Below are 18,644 nucleotides of genomic sequence, written 5' to 3'. Positions count from 1 at the left end.
GATTGTGTGTTGCTAGTACTTGCATCAGAATTGTATGACTCAAATGACTATATTAGAGACTATTCTGAATTTGTTGAGGTGTACGGTACATGAACAACTTTTATGCTCATCCGCATTCGATTGTTGAAACTGAACGTATTGGTGGTGACACTAGAATTTGGGCGTTTGCGCACATTCTTCCTGGTGCTGAAATAGGTTCAAACTGTAACATAAATGATCACACATTTATAGAAAACGATGTGATCATTGGTAATAACGTCACTGTTAAGTCAGGAGTATATATCTGGGACGGTGTAACTGTTCATGATAATGTATTTATTGGTCCCAATGTAACATTTACCAACGACTTGAAACCTCGTTCAAAACAATATCCAGACAAATTCTTGAAAACAATTTTGGAGGAATGGGCATCAATTGGAGCTAACGCTACAATAATTGCTGGAAATACAATTGGTAAGTATGCAATGGTTGGTGCTGGCTCAGTGGTCACTAGTGATATTCCGAATAATACTTTGTGGTTTGGAAATCCAGCTCGCTTCAGAGGATATATTTGTAATTGCGCTGAAAAGCTGGATGACAGCTTGATTTGTCCTTCTTGTTCAAAAAAATATATTATGATTGATGGTATGATTAAGGAAATACAATAATTTGAAGAAATAGGTGATAGTAGTGATTCCGTTTCTTGATTTGAAAAAAATTAATTTGCGTCATGAAGAGGCAATTCTAAATAGTATGAGTAAAGTACTCCACTCGGGCTGGTACATCTTAGGGGAAGAGGTTAAGGCGTTTGAAGCTAGTTTCGCTGAATATTGTGCTGTAAACTTTTGTTTAGGTGTCGCAAATGGATTAGATGCTCTGGAGTTGATTCTTAGAGGCTATGATATTGGACCAGAAGATGAAGTTATTGTTCCTTCTAATACATACATTGCCTCTATGTTATCCATTTCAGCAAATGGGGCTACTCCTGTTTTGGTTGAGCCTAATATTTCAACATACAACATAGACCCTGATAAAATTGTGGAAAAAATCACACCAAAAACGAAGGCCATACTCGTTGTACACTTATATGGACAAACTTGTAATATGGAATCAATTAATCAAATAGCCCGTAAATATAACTTGAAGGTTATTGAAGATTGTGCGCAAGCTCATGGTGCTGTGTATCGAGAGAGAAAGACAGGGAATTTAGGAGATGCTGCTGCATTCAGTTTTTACCCTGGGAAAAATCTCGGAGCATTAGGAGATGGCGGTGCTATCACTACAAATGATAAGGAACTGTATGAGAAACTATATGCGTTAAGAAATTATGGTTCACATAAAAAATACGAGAATTTATACAAAGGATATAACAGCAGATTGGATGAGTTCCAAGCTCCGATTTTGAAAGAAAAATTATTGTATTTAGACCAGGACAATGATTATAGAAGAAAAATTGCATCCTATTATTTAGAAAACATAAATAATGAGCATATTGTATTACCTCACGTGGAGGATAGAACTGATTCTCATGTATGGCATGTATTTGTAATTCGAACAGTAGAGCGTCAAAAATTCATTAATTATATGAGCGAAAACGGAATACAAACGATGATCCATTATCCAATTCCTCCTCATAAGCAAGAGGCATATCAAGAATGGAAAGACTTAAGTTTCCCTATTTCGGAAAAGATTCATTCTGAAATTGTAAGCATACCGATAAGTCCAGTAATGGAACATAAGGATGTTGAGAAAGTTGTGGAGGTCATGAATGAATACAGAGCACTTTAAATTATCTATTGTAGTGCCTGTTTACTATAATGAATTAAATATTCCTCACACGATTCCAAGATTACAGAACTTGCATAATATATTACCAAACTGTGAATTAGAATTTATATTTGTGGATGATGGATCAAAAGATAACTCTCTACGACTCTTATTGGAAGCTAGAGAAAAGGACTCTCGTATTAAAGTTGTAAAGCTAAGTCGAAATTTTGGTTCTATGGCTGCTATTCAGGCTGGACTACGCTATGTTACTGGCGATTGCGTAGGAATTATATCTGCTGATTTACAAGATCCGCCAGAGCTATATGAAGATATGATTAAGGAATGGAAGTCAGGTAAAAAAGTTATTCTTGCAACAAGGTCAGATCGTGAAGAATCTTTCTCTCAGAAAATGTTTTCAAACAGCTATTATTTTTTACTGGAGAAGTTCGCATTAAAGGGCTATCCAAAAGGTGGATTTGATTTTCTTTTAATTGATAAACAAGTCGTTCAAGAAGTGTTGGATATTAATGAAAAGAACACAAATATTATGAGTCTGATTTATTGGTTAGGACATGATAGAGAGTATGTTCCATATGTACGACAAGAGAGAAAACTCGGAACATCAAGATGGACCCTATCCAAAAAAATTAAATTGGTTATAGATTCTTTTGTGAGTTTTTCTTATACACCAATTCGATTTATGTCTGCTATAGGGTTTATTACTGCAATGCTTAGTTTTTTGTATGGAGTATTTGTAGTTGTTGGAACGGTGTTTGGTATGATAGAACTACAAGGTTGGACAACAATTATAGCGCTCATTACCTTTTTACTTGGTATAATTATGATTATGTTAGGTATTATTGGAGAGTATCTTTGGAGGATATTGGATGAAAGTAGAGCCAGACCGTCATACATTGTGGATGAAAATTACGAATAAGGTATTTTTAAAATATGTATTAAGTGGCGGCATTAATACGATTTCTACTTATATCATTTATTTAATATTGTTGAAGGTAACTAATTACAATGTATCGTATTCAATCTCCTATGTTTCAGGAATCTTTTTATCCTATTATTTGAATTCAGTGTTTGTGTTTAAAGAACAAATTTCTATTAGGAAATTTATCAAATATCCGATTGTTTATGTTGTTCAATATTTTGTGAATCTAATATTGATTAACATTCTAATTAGGTATTTTGGATTATCAAGTTCACTTGTTCCTATAATTGTAATCATATTAACGATTCCAATAACGTTTACCCTTTCGAAAATAATTATAAAAGGGAAATGAATAATCAATTTCGTGATGATCAGACTATTCATAGTTGTTAGAGTTGTCAGTTGTGAGTATTTTTTACTAATAAAGAGTAGGTGGAAAAGTTGAAAGTATTAGACACTAAACTGCCAGGTGTTAAGCTTCTAGAACCAATAGTATTCGGCGATGATCGTGGTTTTTTTATGGAGACATACAACGAGATTATTGCTCATAATAGTGGCATACCTAATGCTTTTATTCAAGATAATCATTCATTATCTGTTGAAGCAGGGGTGCTTCGTGGCTTGCATTATCAATTAAACCCAAAAGCACAAACCAAATTAGTGCGTGTCACATCGGGTGCAGTCTATGATGTTGTTATCGACATTCGTCGTGGCTCTCCTACATTTGGAAAATGGGAATCTTTTATACTTAGTGCTCACAATAAGAGACAGTTATTAGTTCCTAAAGGATTTGCACATGGATTTTGCACAATTGTATCTAACAGTGAAGTTCTATATAAAGTAGATGCACTCTACTCTCCTGAGCATGACCGTGGAATCTCATGGAATGATCCAGCGTTGGGAATAGATTGGCCGACCTCAAAACCGATTACTTCAGTGAAGGATACGGAATACCCTCTTTTAGCAGATGCTGAAAATAACTTTTATTATGAAGAATAGCTTGTTCCAAAGTGCGTTTAGTAAATATACTCGATTATCAAATTGAGACTTTGAATTAGGTAGGTGTGATGGTGAAAGGCATTATATTGGCTGGTGGTAGTGGCACGAGGCTATATCCTCTAACAAAAGCAACTTCTAAGCAATTGCTTCCGATTTACGATAAGCCTATGATTTACTATCCATTGTCTGTTCTGATGTTAGCGGGAATCAAGGATATTTTAATAATATCAACTCCTGAAGATACGCCTCGTTTTGAACAATTATTAGGAAATGGAAATGATTTAGGTATATCAATTAGTTATGCCATTCAACCTAGCCCTGATGGGCTGGCACAGGCGTTTATTATTGGCGAGACTTTCATAGGCGATGACAATGTGGCGTTAATCTTAGGGGATAATATCTTCTATGGTCAAGGGTTTACAGAAATGTTAGCATCAGCTGTTCGTCGTGATGAGGGTGCAACTGTATTTGGATATAAAGTTAAAGATCCACAAAGATATGGTGTAGTTGAATTTGATTCAAATTATAGAGCAATATCTATTGAGGAAAAACCGAATAAACCTAAATCTGATTTCGCGGTAACGGGATTATATTTTTATGATAATAAAGTGGTTAATTATGCGAAACAAATCTGTCCTTCAGATAGAGGAGAACTTGAAATAACCGATATTAATAAAATATATTTGGAACAAGGTCAATTAAATGTGAAGATGTTTGGACGGGGTTTTGCTTGGCTTGATACGGGAACCCATGAATCATTAATGCAAGCCTCACACTTTATAGAGACAATTGAGAAACGCCAAGGATTCAAAGTCGCATGTATTGAAGAAATAGCCTATTTGAAGGGATATATTACAAAGGAACAGTTGAAGATACTTGGTCAAGCCCTTTCAAAAAATGATTATGGAAGATATTTGTTAGATCTATCTGATCAAAATCTATAACAGTTGAATAAGATAATCATACCGGTCATATGTAATATTTCACATTCTATTTTTGTATTTTGGAAGGGCGTAGCCTTAGAATGCAGTTGAGATAGATTGATTTTTTAAAAGGAATTACAGAATTGGCAGTTGTATTTGACCACTTATTTTCGATCATTTATCAAAATAAAGAATTCCATTCACTAACAATCTATTCTGCAACTCTGTTTATTTTATTGGCAGGCGTAACCTCCGGAATATCTAAGATAAGTTAGGCTCTCTGATTGAGCATGCAATATCAGAAACGCTTTATTCTCTCTTTATAAATACTGAATGGTTAGATATTAGTTGGTCTAATCCACCAAATGTTTATGTTTACAATTATTGCTCTACCCGGTTATTTTTTGTTTCAAAACTCTCATACACCTAGGACTTCTAAAAAAATTTCATTTTTAGAGTTGCTTGGTAAATTATCATTGTATATCTTTCTATATCATTCCTGATTCATTTATTTGGGAATTAAGTGTATCAATACAAATATTTTCAAGTATTGGTGAAAAGGTACTTTTTGTAATGATAGCAATATTGCCAAGTGTTTTAATAGGGTTGGCTGTTCAATACAAGAAAAAATTCAGCTTAATTATGGATTAGAAAACTATTAAGTGAAGCTGGACTTGAAGCATTAATTACAATTTTTTTATGAAAGGTGAGTCAGACTCGTGAAACTACTCATTACCGGCGGAGCCGGCTTTATTGGGAGCAACTTTGTTTTATATTTGATTAAGAATTATCCCAGCTACGAGATTATCAATGTTGACGCACTTACTTATGCTGGCAACCTAGAAAACTTACGTTCAATCGAGAAGCAACCCAATTATACGTTCGTTAAAGCAGATATTACTGAACGCTCAGAGATGGATCCGTTATTTTCAGCTGGTATTGATGCTGTTGTTAATTTTGCGGCAGAATCTCATGTTGATCGTAGTATTTTACAGCCAGATGTATTTGTGCGAACTAATATACTTGGTACACAAACATTGCTAGATCTAACTAAGCAATATAATGTGAATAAATTTGTACAGGTATCGACGGATGAGGTATATGGAACGCTAGGTGATACTGGACTATTTACAGAAGAGACACCTTTAGCTCCGAACAGTCCGTATTCGGCTAGTAAAGCTGGAGCAGATTTACTTGTTCGGGCTTATCATGAGACATTTGGACTAAATGTTAATATTACTCGTTGCTCCAATAACTATGGTCCATTCCAATTCCCAGAGAAGCTTATTCCATTGATGATCCAGAATGCGATTCATGATAAGCCTTTGCCCGTTTACGGGGATGGTCTGAATGTGCGTGATTGGTTATACGTAGAAGACCACTGTAGCGCAATTGATCTGGTCTTGCATAAAGGAGTTAATGGTGAAGTCTATAACGTAGGTGGACGCAACGAGCGGAACAATCTACAGGTAGTCCGTACGATTCTTGAAGAACTAGGCAAGCCAGAGTCGCTTATCTCATATGTGAAGGATCGTCTTGGCCATGACCGCCGCTATGCAATTGATGCAGATAAAATCCGCAATGAACTAGGCTGGCAGCCAAAGTTTAACTATGAGAACGGAATTAAGGAAACAATTCACTGGTACCTAAATAATAAAGAATGGATGGAACAAATTACATCAGGCTCCTATCAACAATACTACGATACTCAATACAAGGAGCGTTTGGAGGCGAAAGAATAAATGTCTAGGCTAAAAATAGTTGTAACGGGTGCTAATGGGCAACTGGGAAAAGAGTTATCACAGTGGTCGAACGTATCCGCCGATATTATTGGACTTAGTCGAGATATTCTTGAAATTAAGAGTTTATCAGCATGCCGCCAAATATTTTCACTTCACAGTCCAGACATCGTGATTCATTGTGCCGCATATACAGCAGTGGATCAAGCTGAATCCGAATCAGATGAAGCTTTTCGAGTAAATGCTGTTGGTACGCGTAATGTCGCTATTGCTGCTAGGGAGATAGGTGCCAAGCTCTGCTACATCAGTACAGACTATGTGTTTGATGGGTTTGGAGTCACCCCTTATCACGAGTATGACATTACCAACCCGAAGACGGTATATGGTATGTCAAAATTAGCAGGCGAGCATCTAGTACAAACATTACATGATCGATATTATATTGTGCGTACATCATGGGTTTATGGTAAGTTTGGAAATAACTTCGTTAATACCATGTTAAAGCTGGCTGAAGAAAAAAGTGAACTTAAAGTGGTTTCGGATCAGCTTGGATCACCAACCTATACGTATGATTTAGCAGAATTCTTAATAGAATTGGTACAGACCGATTATTTTGGAATTTATCATGCGTCTAATACTGGAGTTTGTTCGTGGTTTGATTTTGCAAAAGCAATTTTTGAAGAAAGCGGACATAAAACAATCGTTACTGCTTGTAGTACAGAGGAATTTCCTCGTCCAGCTCCAAGACCAGCTTATTCGGTTATGGAACATAGCGGTATAAGAATTAATGGTTTAAAACTGCTTCGACCATGGAGAGAAGCACTTAATCATTATTTAAATAGTTAATATTAATTAATGATATCGGGGAGGTCGAGGAAGTAAACACTGTCCAAGGCCCCCTTTTTTATATTCTTATATGATAGTTCTGATATTTTGTAATATATGTCTTTTGAGGTATTTAAACATATTAAAGATTTTGATAAACTGTTACTAGATCGAATTTTAAAGAAACGTAGGTGAACTCAGCAAAATGCTTCGACAAAACCAACGGTTTCTGACGCAATTATACATGATGGCAGATCTTATATGCGCTTTGCTTGTATTTTTATTTGCGTATTGGTTAAAGTTTTATAGTAATATATTGCCTAATATTAAATCACTACCATTTTCTACTTATTTGCTATGGGGAACAGTTTATTCTTTCTCGGCAGTATTAATTGGTTTTTATTTGCAGTTTTATTCCCCTAAGCGTCGAAAAAGATACTCTTATGACATTTGGAAGATTTTTCAGATTCAAACCATTAGTTTTCTTGGTCTGTTAGGCATGTTATATTTTACCCGTGAAGTACATATCTCTCGTGAATTTCTAGCCATTTTCTTTTTCATGAATTTTATCGCCATTGCGTCATACCGATATTGGGTCAAATCGATCCTCGCTTCATTTCGTCGCAAAGGCTTTAATAAACGTTTTGTACTTATCGTTGGGGCGGGTTCCGTGGGACGCAGTTTCTATACAAATCTGCAGCAGCACCCGGATCTTGGTTATGAGGTAGTCGGCTTTTTGGATGATTTTCAAGATGAGCATGCGCCTGAGCATCAGTATATGAAGCCGATTATCGGAAGGCTCGACGCTTTGAAGCAAAAGCTGGATATGATGCCTATTGATGAAGTCATCATTGCACTGCCGCTTGAAGCGCATGCGAAGTATGCGGAAATTATTGAAATGTGTGAACGAACGGGCGTGAAGACGCTAATCATTCCTGATTTCTTTGATCTGCTGCCGGCTAGGCCATTTTTTGATAATTTTGCAGGCATCCCGCTTATTAATGTAAGGGATATTCCGCTCGATGAGCTGAGCAATCGGATATTAAAGCGCTGGTTTGATATCGCCTTCTCATTAGTAGCGATTGTTATAACGTCTCCAATCATGTTGTTCGCTGTCATAGGGCTTAAGCTGACATCGCCTGGACCCGTATTGTTTAAGCAGGAGCGGATGGGGCTCGATCGCAAAACGTTCCATATGTTTAAATTCCGCTCGATGCGTGTATCAACGGATAAAGTATCAGATACACAGTGGACAGTAGAGAACGATCCAAGGCGCACCAAGTTTGGCAGTTTTCTTCGTCGCACGAGTCTGGATGAGCTGCCGCAGTTTTTTAACGTCCTGCTCGGCCATATGAGTGTGGTTGGTCCGCGGCCAGAACGTCCCTATTTCGTGAATCAGTTCAAAGAGGAAATTCCAAAATATATGGTTAAGCATCAGATTAGACCTGGAATAACAGGCTGGGCACAAACCAATGGCTTAAGAGGCGACACTTCCATACAAGACCGTATTATGTTTGATATTTTTTATATTGAAAATTGGACTTTTTTCTTTGATATCAAAATTATTTTCAAAACGGTACTGAAGGGCTTGATTAACAAAAATGCTTACTAACAGCGATTCAGCATGCCGAGTATCGATTATTATTCCTACATTAAATGCAGGGCCAGAGCTGGAAGAGCTATTAGAGCGATTGAAGCATCAGTCGCTTCCTCCATATGAAATCATCATCATAGATTCCTGCTCGGACGATGGGACGCAGGAGCGAGCACTCAAGGCTGGCGCCCAAGTGATGCGCGTTGAACGCCGAGATTTCGATCACGGTGGTACGCGCAACGTTGCAGCGATGCAAGCACGCGGCGATATTTTGCTATTTATGACACAGGATGCTCTCCCTTGCAACGATAAGCTCATTGAAGAGCTGACTCGCCCACTTTTATCTGGAAATAATGTGGCGTATGCTTATGCAAGGCAGCTGCCGAGACCAGAAGCTAATGTGCTGGAACGACTGGCAAGGGAACATAACTATCCGGCACAGTCGCAATTGAAAGCTTATGAGGATATTGAGGAACTTGGGATTAAAACATTTTTTTGCTCCAATGTATGCTCAGCGATTTGGCGTGAGACGTTTGAGACGATGGGGCGGTTTCAGGAGCCTGTCATCTTTAATGAGGATTTATTTATGGCTGCCAAATGCATTTTGACTGGCTATAAGGTTGCTTACTGCGCAGAGGCTCTTGTTTTTCATTCGCATGACTATTCGATAAAGCAGCAATTCAAGCGTTACTTCGATAATGGAATATCTATGCGATGCAATACATGGATCACGCCTTACAGCGCGGTTGGCAAAGCAGGCTCAAAGCTCGTTAAGCTGCAGCTGAATGAGCTCAATCGAACCGGCAAATGGCATCTGATTCCCAAGCTGATCGCTGAATCAGCAGCAAAGCTGATCGGCTATAAGCTAGGCATGAATTACCGTTTACTGCCGCAGTTTATAACAAGAAGGCTTAGCATGCATCGCCTTATCCTTACTCATATTGAAAATAATAATGCTGGCGTGACAATGAAACAATAATCCACTCATCAGATCTAATTATTAATCTGCAATTCAAATTCTTAAGCTCGTCCGATTAGCAATAATCGGCGGGCTTTTTTTAATGTTATAAGATTTTATAAGAATAGGTATGTAAGCATGCGTTCAAACTAGAGGGACTTGTAAGATTCTGCACGGTAAGGAGAAAATGAGGTGTTATTTTAACTATGGGGTACATTTGGCTGTCGGCAATATTAATCGTATATATTATTCAGCTCGCTGTGGTTTTTGTGATGGAGCATCGTCGTCAGGTACAGTTGACTGCATGGCTTTTCATTACATTTATGTTCCCGTTCATAGGTTTTATAGCCTATATCATGCTTGGGAAAGACTTTGTCAGGCGCAGGCGTATGGAACGATTTAAGCAGGAGACTATACGCTATGCGAATCAATTATCCGAGCAGGTTACAGAGGCAACGGATATGGGAAATGAGCAGTTTGAGACAAAAAATAAACTGTTTGCCATGCTTACTGGCCTAGCTCCGTTTCCGATTACCCGTAATAATGAAGCATTCGTTTTGAATAACGGTGATGACACATACGAGGAGATATTGAGAGAGCTGAGACGAGCGACCCATCATATACATATGGATTATTACACGATTAGAGATGATGAAATTGGCCAACGCTTTTTGCAGGTGTTAACGAGTAAGGCGAGGGAAGGAGTTCAAGTCCGGATCGTATATGATGGGATAGGAAGCCTGCATTTAAGTGATAAGTATATCGAAGAGCTTCATCGTGCAGGAGTTCGGACAAGCTGCTTTTTACCGCCGCGCATCGCCTTTTTTGACAGAAAACTAAATTATCGCAATCATCGAAAAATCGTTGTAGTAGATGGAACCGTAGGTTTTATCGGAGGTATCAATATCGGTGATGAATACTTAGGAAAGGACCCGAAGCTTGGCTTCTGGCGGGATACCCATTTGCGTTTAAAAGGGGACTCTGTATATTACCTGCAGGAGCTTTTTATGAACGACTGGGCCTTCGCGGCTAARGAAGAGTTGGATGGTAAAGCGTATATGACGCCGCATCATTGCCTAGGAAATGAAAGGGTGCTGATGGTCTCAAGTAAACCGGGACAGCATGCTCATAAGATTGACGAGGTCATGTTTGCTGCAATAACAGCGGCTTTGACGAGGATATATATAACGACACCTTATTTTATACCTGATTCCAGCCTGCTTATGGGTCTCAGAACGGCAGCACTCAGCGGGGTAGATGTGAGGTTGATTATACCGGGCATTGCGGACTCCAAGCTCGTACTGCTTGCCACACTATCCTATATGCAAGAGATGCTGGATGCGGGAGTGAAGGTTTATCGCTATGAGAAAGGATTTATTCACTCGAAGGTGATGATTGTAGATCACATGCTGGCCACTGTTGGAACAGCAAATGTAGATATGCGCAGCTTGCTAAGTAATTTTGAGCTGAACGCGGTGCTTTTTGACGAAGGGACGATTAAGAAGCTGGAAACGGATTTTATGGAGGATTTGAAGCATAGCCGAGAATTGGACAAAAAGACCTTTATGAATCGACCGAATCGACAAAAGGCAGCAGAAGAATTACTGCGCATGTTATCGCCGCTGCTGTGAACGATGCATGCTTGACTGCGTTTTCGGGCATATTTTTCGAAGGTGGATAAACCATGTTATTACCGCCGCGAATGCGAAATCAGGCCTACACGGTATACGTATTCGCCAAAACAAATGGGAGGGTATAACTATGACAGATACTAACGACGAGCAAAAACAAGAGGCGGCAGATCCGAAGCATGAGGGTCGAGAGGATTATTTTATGGATATCGACAGAATGGTAAATGAAGGATTGGGCGGCGGCAATGTAACGCTGCAAAACGGCCTTATTGACGAATCAACAACAGATACGATGGAACGTGAATCCAGATAGCAATTGTTCAATGAATTTATAAAAAAGGAGGGGTAGGCAGTATGGACGTAGCACGCGCGAAGCAAATATACGAATCTGAACAGACAGTTAAAGTTCATCTGGATGAGGATTCGGTCTGGATTGAAAATGTCGACGAGGCGAATGGGATGGCAACCGTTATGGTCGGCAACAATCCTGTGAACACAAAGACGGTATCCTGTGACCGATTGAAGGAAGAAGGTTAATCATTACAAGCTAAGCAACAAGCAGCTGCACAGAAAAAGAGGCAATCCCAATAATAAATGGGAAAGCCTCTTTTTTGTTTATCCAATAACCATCTTAACCGCCAAAAGCTTCTCTAAACGCGATACAAAGCTGATTGCGATCGACTTCCCATAACTCGGCAATTTCAGCGCTGACATTCTCTTCCCACCAGTCGCATTGGATCTTCCGATTGTCTTTATTTTCGTGAACCCAGATCAGGTTGACAATAACCTTTTTAAAATAAAGTTTTTCAGCTTGCTCCATTTTCTCTTTGGACACCCAAAGTTTCATGCGCTTCACGGTGCGGTATAGCTCGTTGCTGCAGGCTCTGCGGATTTTACGCGCAGTCGGTAAGCCGGCTGTATGTTTTGGCGCGTTAGCTTTCATTATAGACCGACTCCTCTCTACCCCATATGTATGCGCCCGGGGAGAAGGAGGTCACTCGTTACAGCTGTTTGCCTGCTAATCTACTGTGATATATCCAACCATTGGTCCACCGTGGCGCATATCAGTATGGGTCAAGCATAAAATAGGATAAGTCCCCTCTTTTTTGGCAGTGAATCGTACAACCGTCGTTTTGCCTTTTAGTACTTCTCCCTTAATGCCAAGGCCTTCAATGACAAAGGGATGGCTTGCTCCACTTACACCACTAATATGCAGCTCAGTTAGTTCATCCTTTTGGACAACAATTTGACCCGGATCCCAGCGATACATTTCATGCTCTTTGCCGTCAGCGGTTTGTGACTTGTATTCAACCGTAACAATCTGGAAAATTCGCGGCTCTGACGGTTGTCCATCTACCTCTTTTGATCTGTCCCAGCTTAAGTAAACGCCGGTGAATACGATAAGGACTGCAACTACAATAAACAGTTGAATTTGTCGTTTACTTACAATAAAGACCTTTGACATGAAACGCTCACCTCATCCATTCGTATCATTTAAGGCTAGTCTATGCAGGGGCTTGTCAGCACATGACAAAAGTGGAAGGTTGTCTGTATCGTATGTTAGAATAGCTTCAGCGCAGCAAAAGCAAGCGAAAGCCATATTTTATGCAGGAAGGCGGATTGAGAACAGGAATGGATTTTATTCATGAAGTATTGGACAATGTATTGCAATGGGTAGAGAGTCTAGGGTACTTTGGTATTTTGATCGGACTATTGATTGAAGTTATACCAAGTGAAATTGTGCTCGGCTTTGGAGGTTATCTCGTATACAAAGGGGATATTTCCTTCTGGGGGGCAGTGTTGTTCGGTACGTTAGGTGCAATTGGACAAAACTGGATTTTATATTGGATTGGCAGATATGGCGGACGGCCGATCGTCGAGAAATACGGTAAATATATAAAGATCAAACAAAAACATGTAGATATTTCTGAAAATTGGTTTAACAAGTATGGCGTAGGCATCGTGTTCACTGCACGTTTTGTCCCAGTAATGAGACAGGTTATTTCAATTCCAGCCGGTATGGCAAGAATGAATTTTGGATTATTTACATTGCTGACTGCACTTGCATCTCTGCCATGGTCTATATTGTTTATTTATCTAGGCAAATCACTTGGCGAGAACTGGGATAAAATCGATGAGAAAGCTGCGCCTTATGTACAGCCTGCTATTCTTATCGCAATTGCACTCCTTATTATTTATGTCCTTTTCAAATTTGTACGCTCACGCCGCAAATCGGTATAATAGAACAGTCAACCTTGCATTTTTTTCTGATGAGCAACCATTAAATAGACGAAAGAGGGATTCATATGAGCAAAAGCATTGCAGATAAACTGGGCAAAGGAATAAGCCCGCAACAATTTATTGATGGCATGACCAAAAATAAAGAGCAGTTTTTGGATTGGTCGGAAAAGTTCGTTTGGACCGACGAGAGCGATAAGGAATATTTTGATTCGCTTAACAATCGTGATGATCTACGTGTATTGATCCTGATGGCTGATTGGTGTGGCGATGTTGTACGCAATATTCCTGTTGTATTCAAAGCGCTTGAGAACAGCGGCGTTCCGATTGACGTGCTCATTATGGAAGAGCATCTCGACACGATGGATCAATTTTTGACACTTGGCGGCCGTTCTGTACCTGTCGTTATTGTTGCGGATACAGGCGGAGCAGTGCTAGGTAAGTGGGGACCGCGTCCTACTCATGTTCAGGAAGCTATGCTTGCGTTCAAAAAAGAAAATCCTGACCGTGAAGCAGCCGACTATCAAGAGAAGCTGGCGATTACAAGACAGGAAATTGGCCGTCGTTATGGAGAAGGAACTGAATATCAATCCGTTATTGTGAAAGAGCTCCGCACTTTGTTGGAGTCATTTTAAACGAATATGAGTGAGAATATGAAGATTGAAACTTTTACATTAGGTCCCCTGCAAACGAATGCTTATCTCATCACGGTGAAGGAGCCTGCAACGGTAAATGGTGAAGAGGCGCAGGAACGCGGCATCGTGATTGATCCAGGAATGAATCCACGCAAGCTGATTGAGCGCCTAAAAGATGTGAAGGTGGAAGCAATTTTATTGACTCACGCTCATTTCGATCATATGGGCGGAGTGGATGAAGTGCGAAAGCTCGCTGACTGTCCTGTGTACATACATGACTTGGAGGCAGACTGGCTAACGGATCCGCGTAAAAATGGTTCAATGAGATGGCAGGATGTAACGCCTCCGCTTTCAACGGATCCCGCTGAATATGCGCTCGCGGAAGGTCAAACCTTATCGCTGCTTGGACTATCTTTCCGAGTTATGCATACACCGGGGCATTCTCCCGGCAGCGTAAGCTTCCTGCATGGCAACCATCTGTTCTCAGGCGATGTGCTCTTCAAAATGTCAGTTGGCCGAACGGACCTGCCGGGCGGACGTGAACGTGATTTATATGACTCCATTCGCTTGAAGCTGTACAAACTAAACCCAGAAGTCATTGTATATCCAGGACATGGCGGACGTACGACGATTGGTTTTGAAATGGCGAACAACCCATATACGGGTGCATGAAGCATGAGGAAGGGGCATGACGTTTGGCGGATACAAAGGTACAGCATTTTACAGATGATGTAGAAGAGAACGCGGGAAAATCGAAATTGACAGTGGAACAGAAAGCTGCCGAAAGTCAGCGAATTATTACTGGAATAGCTGCACAGTTATCGATCCCGGTCACAAAAGTGAAATCTGCAGTAGGCTTGCTCGATGAGGGCAACACCATTCCATTTATCGCGCGTTATCGGAAAGAGATGACGGGTGAGCTGGATGAGAATGATCTAAGAGCAATCGAAGAGAAGCTGCAATATATGCGGAACCTGGAAGAGCGAAAACGCGAGGTTATTCGTCTAATTGATGAGCAAGGCAAGCTGACTGAAGAGCTGCGCGCTTCGATTACCCAATCGGTTAAGCTGCAAGAAATAGAAGATCTATATCGGCCATATCGGCAAAAGCGGAAGACTCGTGCGAGCGTCGCGAAGGAAAGAGGACTGGAGCCGCTATCAGAATGGCTGTGGTCACAGCCGCGTAGCGGTGATCCGCTTGTTGAAGCTGCCCGTTATGTGAACGAGGAAAAAGGTGTACCGACTGCTCAGGATGCTTTAAATGGAGCTTCGGACATCATTGCAGAAAATATTGCCGATGATGCATCTATTCGCGCTTGGGTTCGCAAATTCACATTTGATCAAGCGCTAATCAAGACAGAAGCAAAAAATGCTGCTGAGGAAACGGTATACGAAATGTATTACAGCTATCAGGAGCCGGTTCGAAAGCTTCCTCCACATCGTGTTCTTGCGATTAATCGTGCTGAACGCGAGGATGTGCTGCGTGTTGCCTTTGATGTTCCTACGGAACGCATTCATGAGCATATCCAGAGAAAGCTGCTTAGAAACGGGACTGCGCAATCTGTACGCGATGTGCTTGTATCGGTCATTGAAGACTCTTATAAGCGTCTTATCTCGCCATCTATTGAGCGTGAGGTTCGTGGCGAGCTGACAGAAAAGGCAGAGGAGCATGCCATTTCCATTTTCTCTGAAAACTTGCGCAATCTGCTGCTTCAACCGCCCGTTCGCGGCAATATCGTGCTCGGAGTTGATCCGGCTTTCCGTACCGGGTGCAAACTCGCAGTCATTGATGATATTGGCAAGCTGCTGGAGGTCGCGGTATCTTATCCAACTCCTCCGAACAACAAAGTGGCTGAAGCTGAGAAGCTCATCAATGGTTTAATTGATAAATACAAAGTAGAATTGATCGTCATAGGCAATGGAACAGCCTCTCGTGAGACGGAACAATTTATTGCTGACTTAATAGGCAAGCGCAAAGCGGCCGGAGCGGGCGGCGCTGAGCTTAAGTACATAATTGTCAATGAAGCAGGCGCAAGCGTTTATTCGGCCTCTAAGCTCGCTCAGGAGGAGTTTCCGGCGCTAGACGTCGCAGAGCGCAGCGCAGTGTCGATTGCCCGCAGATTGCAGGACCCGCTTGCAGAGCTCGTTAAAATCGAGCCTAAAGCAATCGGAGTTGGACAATATCAGCATGACGTTAGTCAGAAGCGCCTTGATGAGACGCTTGGCGGTGTAGTTGAATCAGCGGTTAACCATGTTGGCGTCGATGTGAACACAGCATCAGCATCTTTGTTATCCTACGTGGCGGGCATTAATGCTACCATCGCTAAAAATATCGTGAAATATCGTGATGAAAACGGACGCTTCATTAAACGAAACCAGCTGCAGAAGGTACCGCGTCTTGGCGCAAAATCTTATGAGCAATGTATTGGTTTCTTGAGAATTGCTGAACCAGTCAATCCTCTAGACAGCACGCCGATTCATCCGGAATCTTATGAGGTTGTAGACAAGCTGTTTAGTGAGATGGGCCTTAGCCTTAAGCAGTTAGGCTCAGAGGAGCTAAGAACAAAGCTTGCCGAGCTAGACGCAGATCGTATCGCGCCAACGCTTGGCGTGGGCGTACCTACTTTGCGGGACATCATGGATAGCTTGCTTCGTCCGGGTCGCGACCCGCGTGAAGAGCTTCCTCCTCCGATTTTCCATACTGATGTACTCAATATCGAGGATCTGGCTCCAGGAATGGAACTTCACGGGACAGTGCGGAATGTCATCGATTTTGGTGCGTTTGTCGATATCGGCATCAAAAATGATGGGCTCGTTCATATTTCACAGCTTAGCGATAAATTCGTTAAACGTCCGATGGATGTTGTATCTGTCGGTGATACGGTTACGGTATGGGTGCTTAGTGTCGATTCGAAAAAAGGCCGAGTAAGCTTGACGATGCGCAAGCCTAACTAACGGTTTCCATATATAAAGTGCTTGCCTGTTAGGAGGCAAGCCCTTTATAATTTAACAAGTGCATGGGCATCGCCTACTACCCTACAAAAGGAGTGAGATGACTATGAAGACAGAAAAGGCAAGCGGATCAGCCCATTCAAAATGGTTTGGACTCGCTTTGCAGGCACTCGTTATTTTATCGCACAAATCAGAATGTTATCCAAGTGCGGCTATTGCCGGCTGCTTGAACTCGGAAGCAACACAATTGCGGAAAGTGCTGGCTAAGCTGGCTGCTGGGCAATTAATTGAAACAAGAGAAGGTCGTGATGGAGGTTATAGGCTGAAACGCCCTCCAGAGGCGATATCGCTCGCTGAGGTGTACATTGCTCTCAAAGTAGGAGAACCTCTCTGCAGCGGCATGCTGGATACAATCAGCCTGCATGATGCTGGATTGAATATGAAATCAGCATTCATGGATATTGCAAATGAGATTGAACAGAATACGATCGAAACACTGCAGCAGTTTACAATTGCGCAGCTTGCTCAAAAGACATTGCCTAATTCTTCTTAAAAAGTAATTAAATTTACTAAAGTTAGTCGATTGACAAAAGTATCGACACGACCTATACTGTGTATATAAATGATACAGTTCATCTTTCATTAACTGTGCCGTACGAAGCACAGTATATTCGCGAGATTAACTGAGTAGAATCTTGCACAGATAAAAAAATTTCCTTTGGAGGGAACCATATGACAACAACTCAAAGCAATTCACAAGAAACTCAAACGAATGAACAATTGAATGCAACTTTCTTTGATGTTTTAAATAGCCGTCGTTCTGTACGTGAATACGACAGCAGTGCAGTAATTTCTGAGGAAGAAATCAGAGACATTCTTGCAACTGCGATCAAAGCGCCATCTTCATCGAATATGCAGCCTTGGCGTTTTCTCGTTGTAACTGATCCTGAACTGAAGCAAAAGCTGCTTCCCATCGCATTTAACCAAAAGCAGGTAGCTGCTGCATCAGCGATTGTTATTGTTCTAGCTGATTTGGAAATGTACACGTTGTCCGAAAAAATTTATGGATCTGCGATTGAAGCAGGTTTCATGACTGARGAAGTGGGCAACAACTTTATTGCGAATTCTACGAAAATGTACTCAGCTTTGCCAGCAGAGCGCTTGAAAGAAATCGTTGTATTTGACACAGGCCTAGTGGCGATGCAGCTTATGCTGACAGCTCGTGCTAAAGGGTATGATTCCGTTCCTATGGGCGGATATAACCGTGATCAAGTGATGGAACTGTTTAATATTTCGGATCGTTATTTGCCGACGTTGATGCTTCCAATCGGCAAAGCAGCAGTAGAAGGCCGTGAAACAACTCGTCTATCGGTTGATGATGTTACATTTTTTAAMAAATTTTAATTTATCGATAACCAAACAATAACAAAAAGCGACCCTCAGATAGTGGGGGTCGCTTTTGTTA

22 protein-coding genes are annotated in these 18,644 nt (G+C 40.9%); 20 read left to right on the top strand and 2 right to left on the bottom strand.

The genetic code is table 11. The features are described 5' to 3' along the window. Window positions 1–6: 6 nt before the first annotated feature. The 14 genes from AC1DPK_RS02135 (at window position 7) to AC1DPK_RS02070 (ending at window position 11,892) form a co-directional block, all read left to right on the top strand. Window positions 7–93, top strand: a complete 87-nt coding sequence (locus tag AC1DPK_RS02135; RefSeq protein WP_477509127.1) for a WxcM-like domain-containing protein — start codon at window positions 7–9, stop codon at window positions 91–93. Continuing rightward, window positions 90–647, top strand: coding sequence for an acyltransferase (locus AC1DPK_RS02130; RefSeq protein WP_477509115.1), 558 nt, complete (start codon window positions 90–92; stop codon window positions 645–647). Before AC1DPK_RS02135 ends, AC1DPK_RS02130 begins: the two co-directional genes overlap by 4 nt. A gap of 22 nt (window positions 648–669) precedes the next feature. Further along, complete coding sequence (locus AC1DPK_RS02125) at window positions 670–1,767, top strand: DegT/DnrJ/EryC1/StrS family aminotransferase (RefSeq protein WP_477509114.1); 1,098 nt, start codon at window positions 670–672, stop codon at window positions 1,765–1,767. Then, a complete protein-coding gene (locus AC1DPK_RS02120; RefSeq protein WP_477509113.1) occupies window positions 1,748–2,683 on the top strand; it encodes a glycosyltransferase family 2 protein in 936 nt (311 codons plus the stop codon). Before AC1DPK_RS02125 ends, AC1DPK_RS02120 begins: the two co-directional genes overlap by 20 nt. Then, entirely contained in the window at window positions 2,634–3,038 is a 405-nt protein-coding gene (locus tag AC1DPK_RS02115; RefSeq protein WP_477509112.1) for a GtrA family protein, read from the top strand. Before AC1DPK_RS02120 ends, AC1DPK_RS02115 begins: the two co-directional genes overlap by 50 nt. Window positions 3,039–3,127: 89 nt before the next feature. After that, window positions 3,128–3,685 (top strand): dTDP-4-dehydrorhamnose 3,5-epimerase, encoded by a 558-nt coding sequence (gene rfbC, locus AC1DPK_RS02110; protein ID WP_477509111.1) that lies wholly within the window; start codon window positions 3,128–3,130, stop codon window positions 3,683–3,685. A 71-nt stretch (window positions 3,686–3,756) separates the two neighbouring features. Next, complete coding sequence (gene rfbA / locus AC1DPK_RS02105; RefSeq protein WP_477509126.1) at window positions 3,757–4,629, top strand: glucose-1-phosphate thymidylyltransferase RfbA; 873 nt, start codon at window positions 3,757–3,759, stop codon at window positions 4,627–4,629. Between the two features lie 698 nt (window positions 4,630–5,327). Continuing rightward, a complete protein-coding gene (gene rfbB, locus AC1DPK_RS02100; RefSeq protein ID WP_477509110.1) occupies window positions 5,328–6,350 on the top strand; it encodes a dTDP-glucose 4,6-dehydratase in 1,023 nt (340 codons plus the stop codon). Further along, the gene (rfbD, locus tag AC1DPK_RS02095; protein ID WP_477509109.1) at window positions 6,351–7,193 is read left to right on the top strand and encodes a dTDP-4-dehydrorhamnose reductase; all 843 of its coding nucleotides are present in this window, start codon (window positions 6,351–6,353) and stop codon (window positions 7,191–7,193) included. It abuts the gene before it with no gap. Window positions 7,194–7,377: 184 nt separating this feature from the next. Then, a complete protein-coding gene (locus AC1DPK_RS02090) occupies window positions 7,378–8,784 on the top strand; it encodes an undecaprenyl-phosphate glucose phosphotransferase (RefSeq protein ID WP_477509108.1) in 1,407 nt (468 codons plus the stop codon). Next, entirely contained in the window at window positions 8,774–9,745 is a 972-nt protein-coding gene (locus AC1DPK_RS02085) for a glycosyltransferase family 2 protein (RefSeq protein ID WP_477509107.1), read from the top strand. Before AC1DPK_RS02090 ends, AC1DPK_RS02085 begins: the two co-directional genes overlap by 11 nt. Before the next feature lie 185 nt (window positions 9,746–9,930). Continuing rightward, the gene (gene cls / locus AC1DPK_RS02080) at window positions 9,931–11,355 is read left to right on the top strand and encodes a cardiolipin synthase (RefSeq protein ID WP_477509106.1); all 1,425 of its coding nucleotides are present in this window, start codon (window positions 9,931–9,933) and stop codon (window positions 11,353–11,355) included. Between the two features lie 130 nt (window positions 11,356–11,485). Continuing rightward, a complete protein-coding gene (locus AC1DPK_RS02075; RefSeq protein WP_076271822.1) occupies window positions 11,486–11,668 on the top strand; it encodes a hypothetical protein in 183 nt (60 codons plus the stop codon). A 41-nt stretch (window positions 11,669–11,709) separates the two neighbouring features. After that, the gene (locus AC1DPK_RS02070) at window positions 11,710–11,892 is read left to right on the top strand and encodes an H-type small acid-soluble spore protein (protein WP_339204576.1); all 183 of its coding nucleotides are present in this window, start codon (window positions 11,710–11,712) and stop codon (window positions 11,890–11,892) included. Between the two features lie 94 nt (window positions 11,893–11,986). Here the strand turns inward: AC1DPK_RS02070 and AC1DPK_RS02065 are convergent, their stop codons facing one another. Next, window positions 11,987–12,298, bottom strand: coding sequence for a dehydrogenase (locus tag AC1DPK_RS02065; RefSeq protein WP_441876393.1), 312 nt, complete (start codon window positions 12,296–12,298; stop codon window positions 11,987–11,989). Window positions 12,299–12,373: 75 nt separating this feature from the next. Next, window positions 12,374–12,820, bottom strand: coding sequence for a cupredoxin domain-containing protein (locus AC1DPK_RS02060; protein WP_441876396.1), 447 nt, complete (start codon window positions 12,818–12,820; stop codon window positions 12,374–12,376). Window positions 12,821–12,987: 167 nt separating this feature from the next. On the opposite strand from AC1DPK_RS02060, the gene uptA reads away from it, so the two are divergent. From uptA to AC1DPK_RS02030, 6 genes are all read left to right on the top strand, one after another. After that, complete coding sequence (gene uptA / locus AC1DPK_RS02055; protein ID WP_076271826.1) at window positions 12,988–13,596, top strand: undecaprenyl phosphate transporter UptA; 609 nt, start codon at window positions 12,988–12,990, stop codon at window positions 13,594–13,596. 65 nt (window positions 13,597–13,661) lie between these two features. Further along, complete coding sequence (locus tag AC1DPK_RS02050; RefSeq protein WP_339204573.1) at window positions 13,662–14,228, top strand: thioredoxin family protein; 567 nt, start codon at window positions 13,662–13,664, stop codon at window positions 14,226–14,228. A gap of 18 nt (window positions 14,229–14,246) precedes the next feature. Further along, window positions 14,247–14,900 carry an MBL fold metallo-hydrolase gene (locus AC1DPK_RS02045; protein WP_441876400.1) on the top strand — a complete coding sequence of 218 codons (654 nt, stop codon included), beginning with the start codon at window positions 14,247–14,249 and terminating at the stop codon, window positions 14,898–14,900. Between the two features lie 23 nt (window positions 14,901–14,923). Continuing rightward, window positions 14,924–17,182, top strand: a complete 2,259-nt coding sequence (locus AC1DPK_RS02040; RefSeq protein ID WP_477509105.1) for a Tex family protein — start codon at window positions 14,924–14,926, stop codon at window positions 17,180–17,182. Window positions 17,183–17,285: 103 nt separating this feature from the next. Then, window positions 17,286–17,732: an RrF2 family transcriptional regulator gene (locus AC1DPK_RS02035; protein WP_477509104.1), complete on the top strand. Its 447-nt coding sequence runs from the start codon at window positions 17,286–17,288 to the stop codon at window positions 17,730–17,732. 179 nt (window positions 17,733–17,911) lie between these two features. Next, window positions 17,912–18,583: a nitroreductase family protein gene (locus AC1DPK_RS02030; RefSeq protein ID WP_477509103.1), complete on the top strand. Its 672-nt coding sequence runs from the start codon at window positions 17,912–17,914 to the stop codon at window positions 18,581–18,583. Window positions 18,584–18,644 lie beyond the last annotated feature (61 nt).

The organism is Paenibacillus sp. 01T424 (genome assembly GCF_056398745.1).
The sequence above is the reverse complement of the archived record's forward strand: the minus strand, read 5'-3'. Positions and strand labels throughout refer to the sequence as shown.

Bases quoted from the DNA above. Each gene is read 5' to 3' on its own strand.
- AC1DPK_RS02050 (WP_339204573.1), top strand. From the start codon at position 13,662: ATGAGCAAAAGCATTGCAGATAAACTGGGCAAAGGAATAAGCCCGCAA.
- AC1DPK_RS02075 (WP_076271822.1), top strand. From the start codon at position 11,486: ATGACAGATACTAACGACGAGCAAAAACAAGAGGCGGCAGATCCGAAG.
- AC1DPK_RS02045 (WP_441876400.1), top strand. From the start codon at position 14,247: ATGAAGATTGAAACTTTTACATTAGGTCCCCTGCAAACGAATGCTTAT.
- uptA (WP_076271826.1), top strand. From the start codon at position 12,988: ATGGATTTTATTCATGAAGTATTGGACAATGTATTGCAATGGGTAGAG.
- AC1DPK_RS02120 (WP_477509113.1), top strand. From the start codon at position 1,748: ATGAATACAGAGCACTTTAAATTATCTATTGTAGTGCCTGTTTACTAT.
- AC1DPK_RS02085 (WP_477509107.1), top strand. From the start codon at position 8,774: ATGCTTACTAACAGCGATTCAGCATGCCGAGTATCGATTATTATTCCT.
- rfbD (WP_477509109.1), top strand. From the start codon at position 6,351: ATGTCTAGGCTAAAAATAGTTGTAACGGGTGCTAATGGGCAACTGGGA.
- AC1DPK_RS02130 (WP_477509115.1), top strand. From the start codon at position 90: ATGAACAACTTTTATGCTCATCCGCATTCGATTGTTGAAACTGAACGT.
- AC1DPK_RS02115 (WP_477509112.1), top strand. From the start codon at position 2,634: ATGAAAGTAGAGCCAGACCGTCATACATTGTGGATGAAAATTACGAAT.
- AC1DPK_RS02070 (WP_339204576.1), top strand. From the start codon at position 11,710: ATGGACGTAGCACGCGCGAAGCAAATATACGAATCTGAACAGACAGTT.
- AC1DPK_RS02090 (WP_477509108.1), top strand. From the start codon at position 7,378: ATGCTTCGACAAAACCAACGGTTTCTGACGCAATTATACATGATGGCA.
- AC1DPK_RS02035 (WP_477509104.1), top strand. From the start codon at position 17,286: ATGAAGACAGAAAAGGCAAGCGGATCAGCCCATTCAAAATGGTTTGGA.
- AC1DPK_RS02065 (WP_441876393.1), bottom strand. From the start codon at position 12,298: ATGAAAGCTAACGCGCCAAAACATACAGCCGGCTTACCGACTGCGCGT.
- AC1DPK_RS02060 (WP_441876396.1), bottom strand. From the start codon at position 12,820: ATGTCAAAGGTCTTTATTGTAAGTAAACGACAAATTCAACTGTTTATT.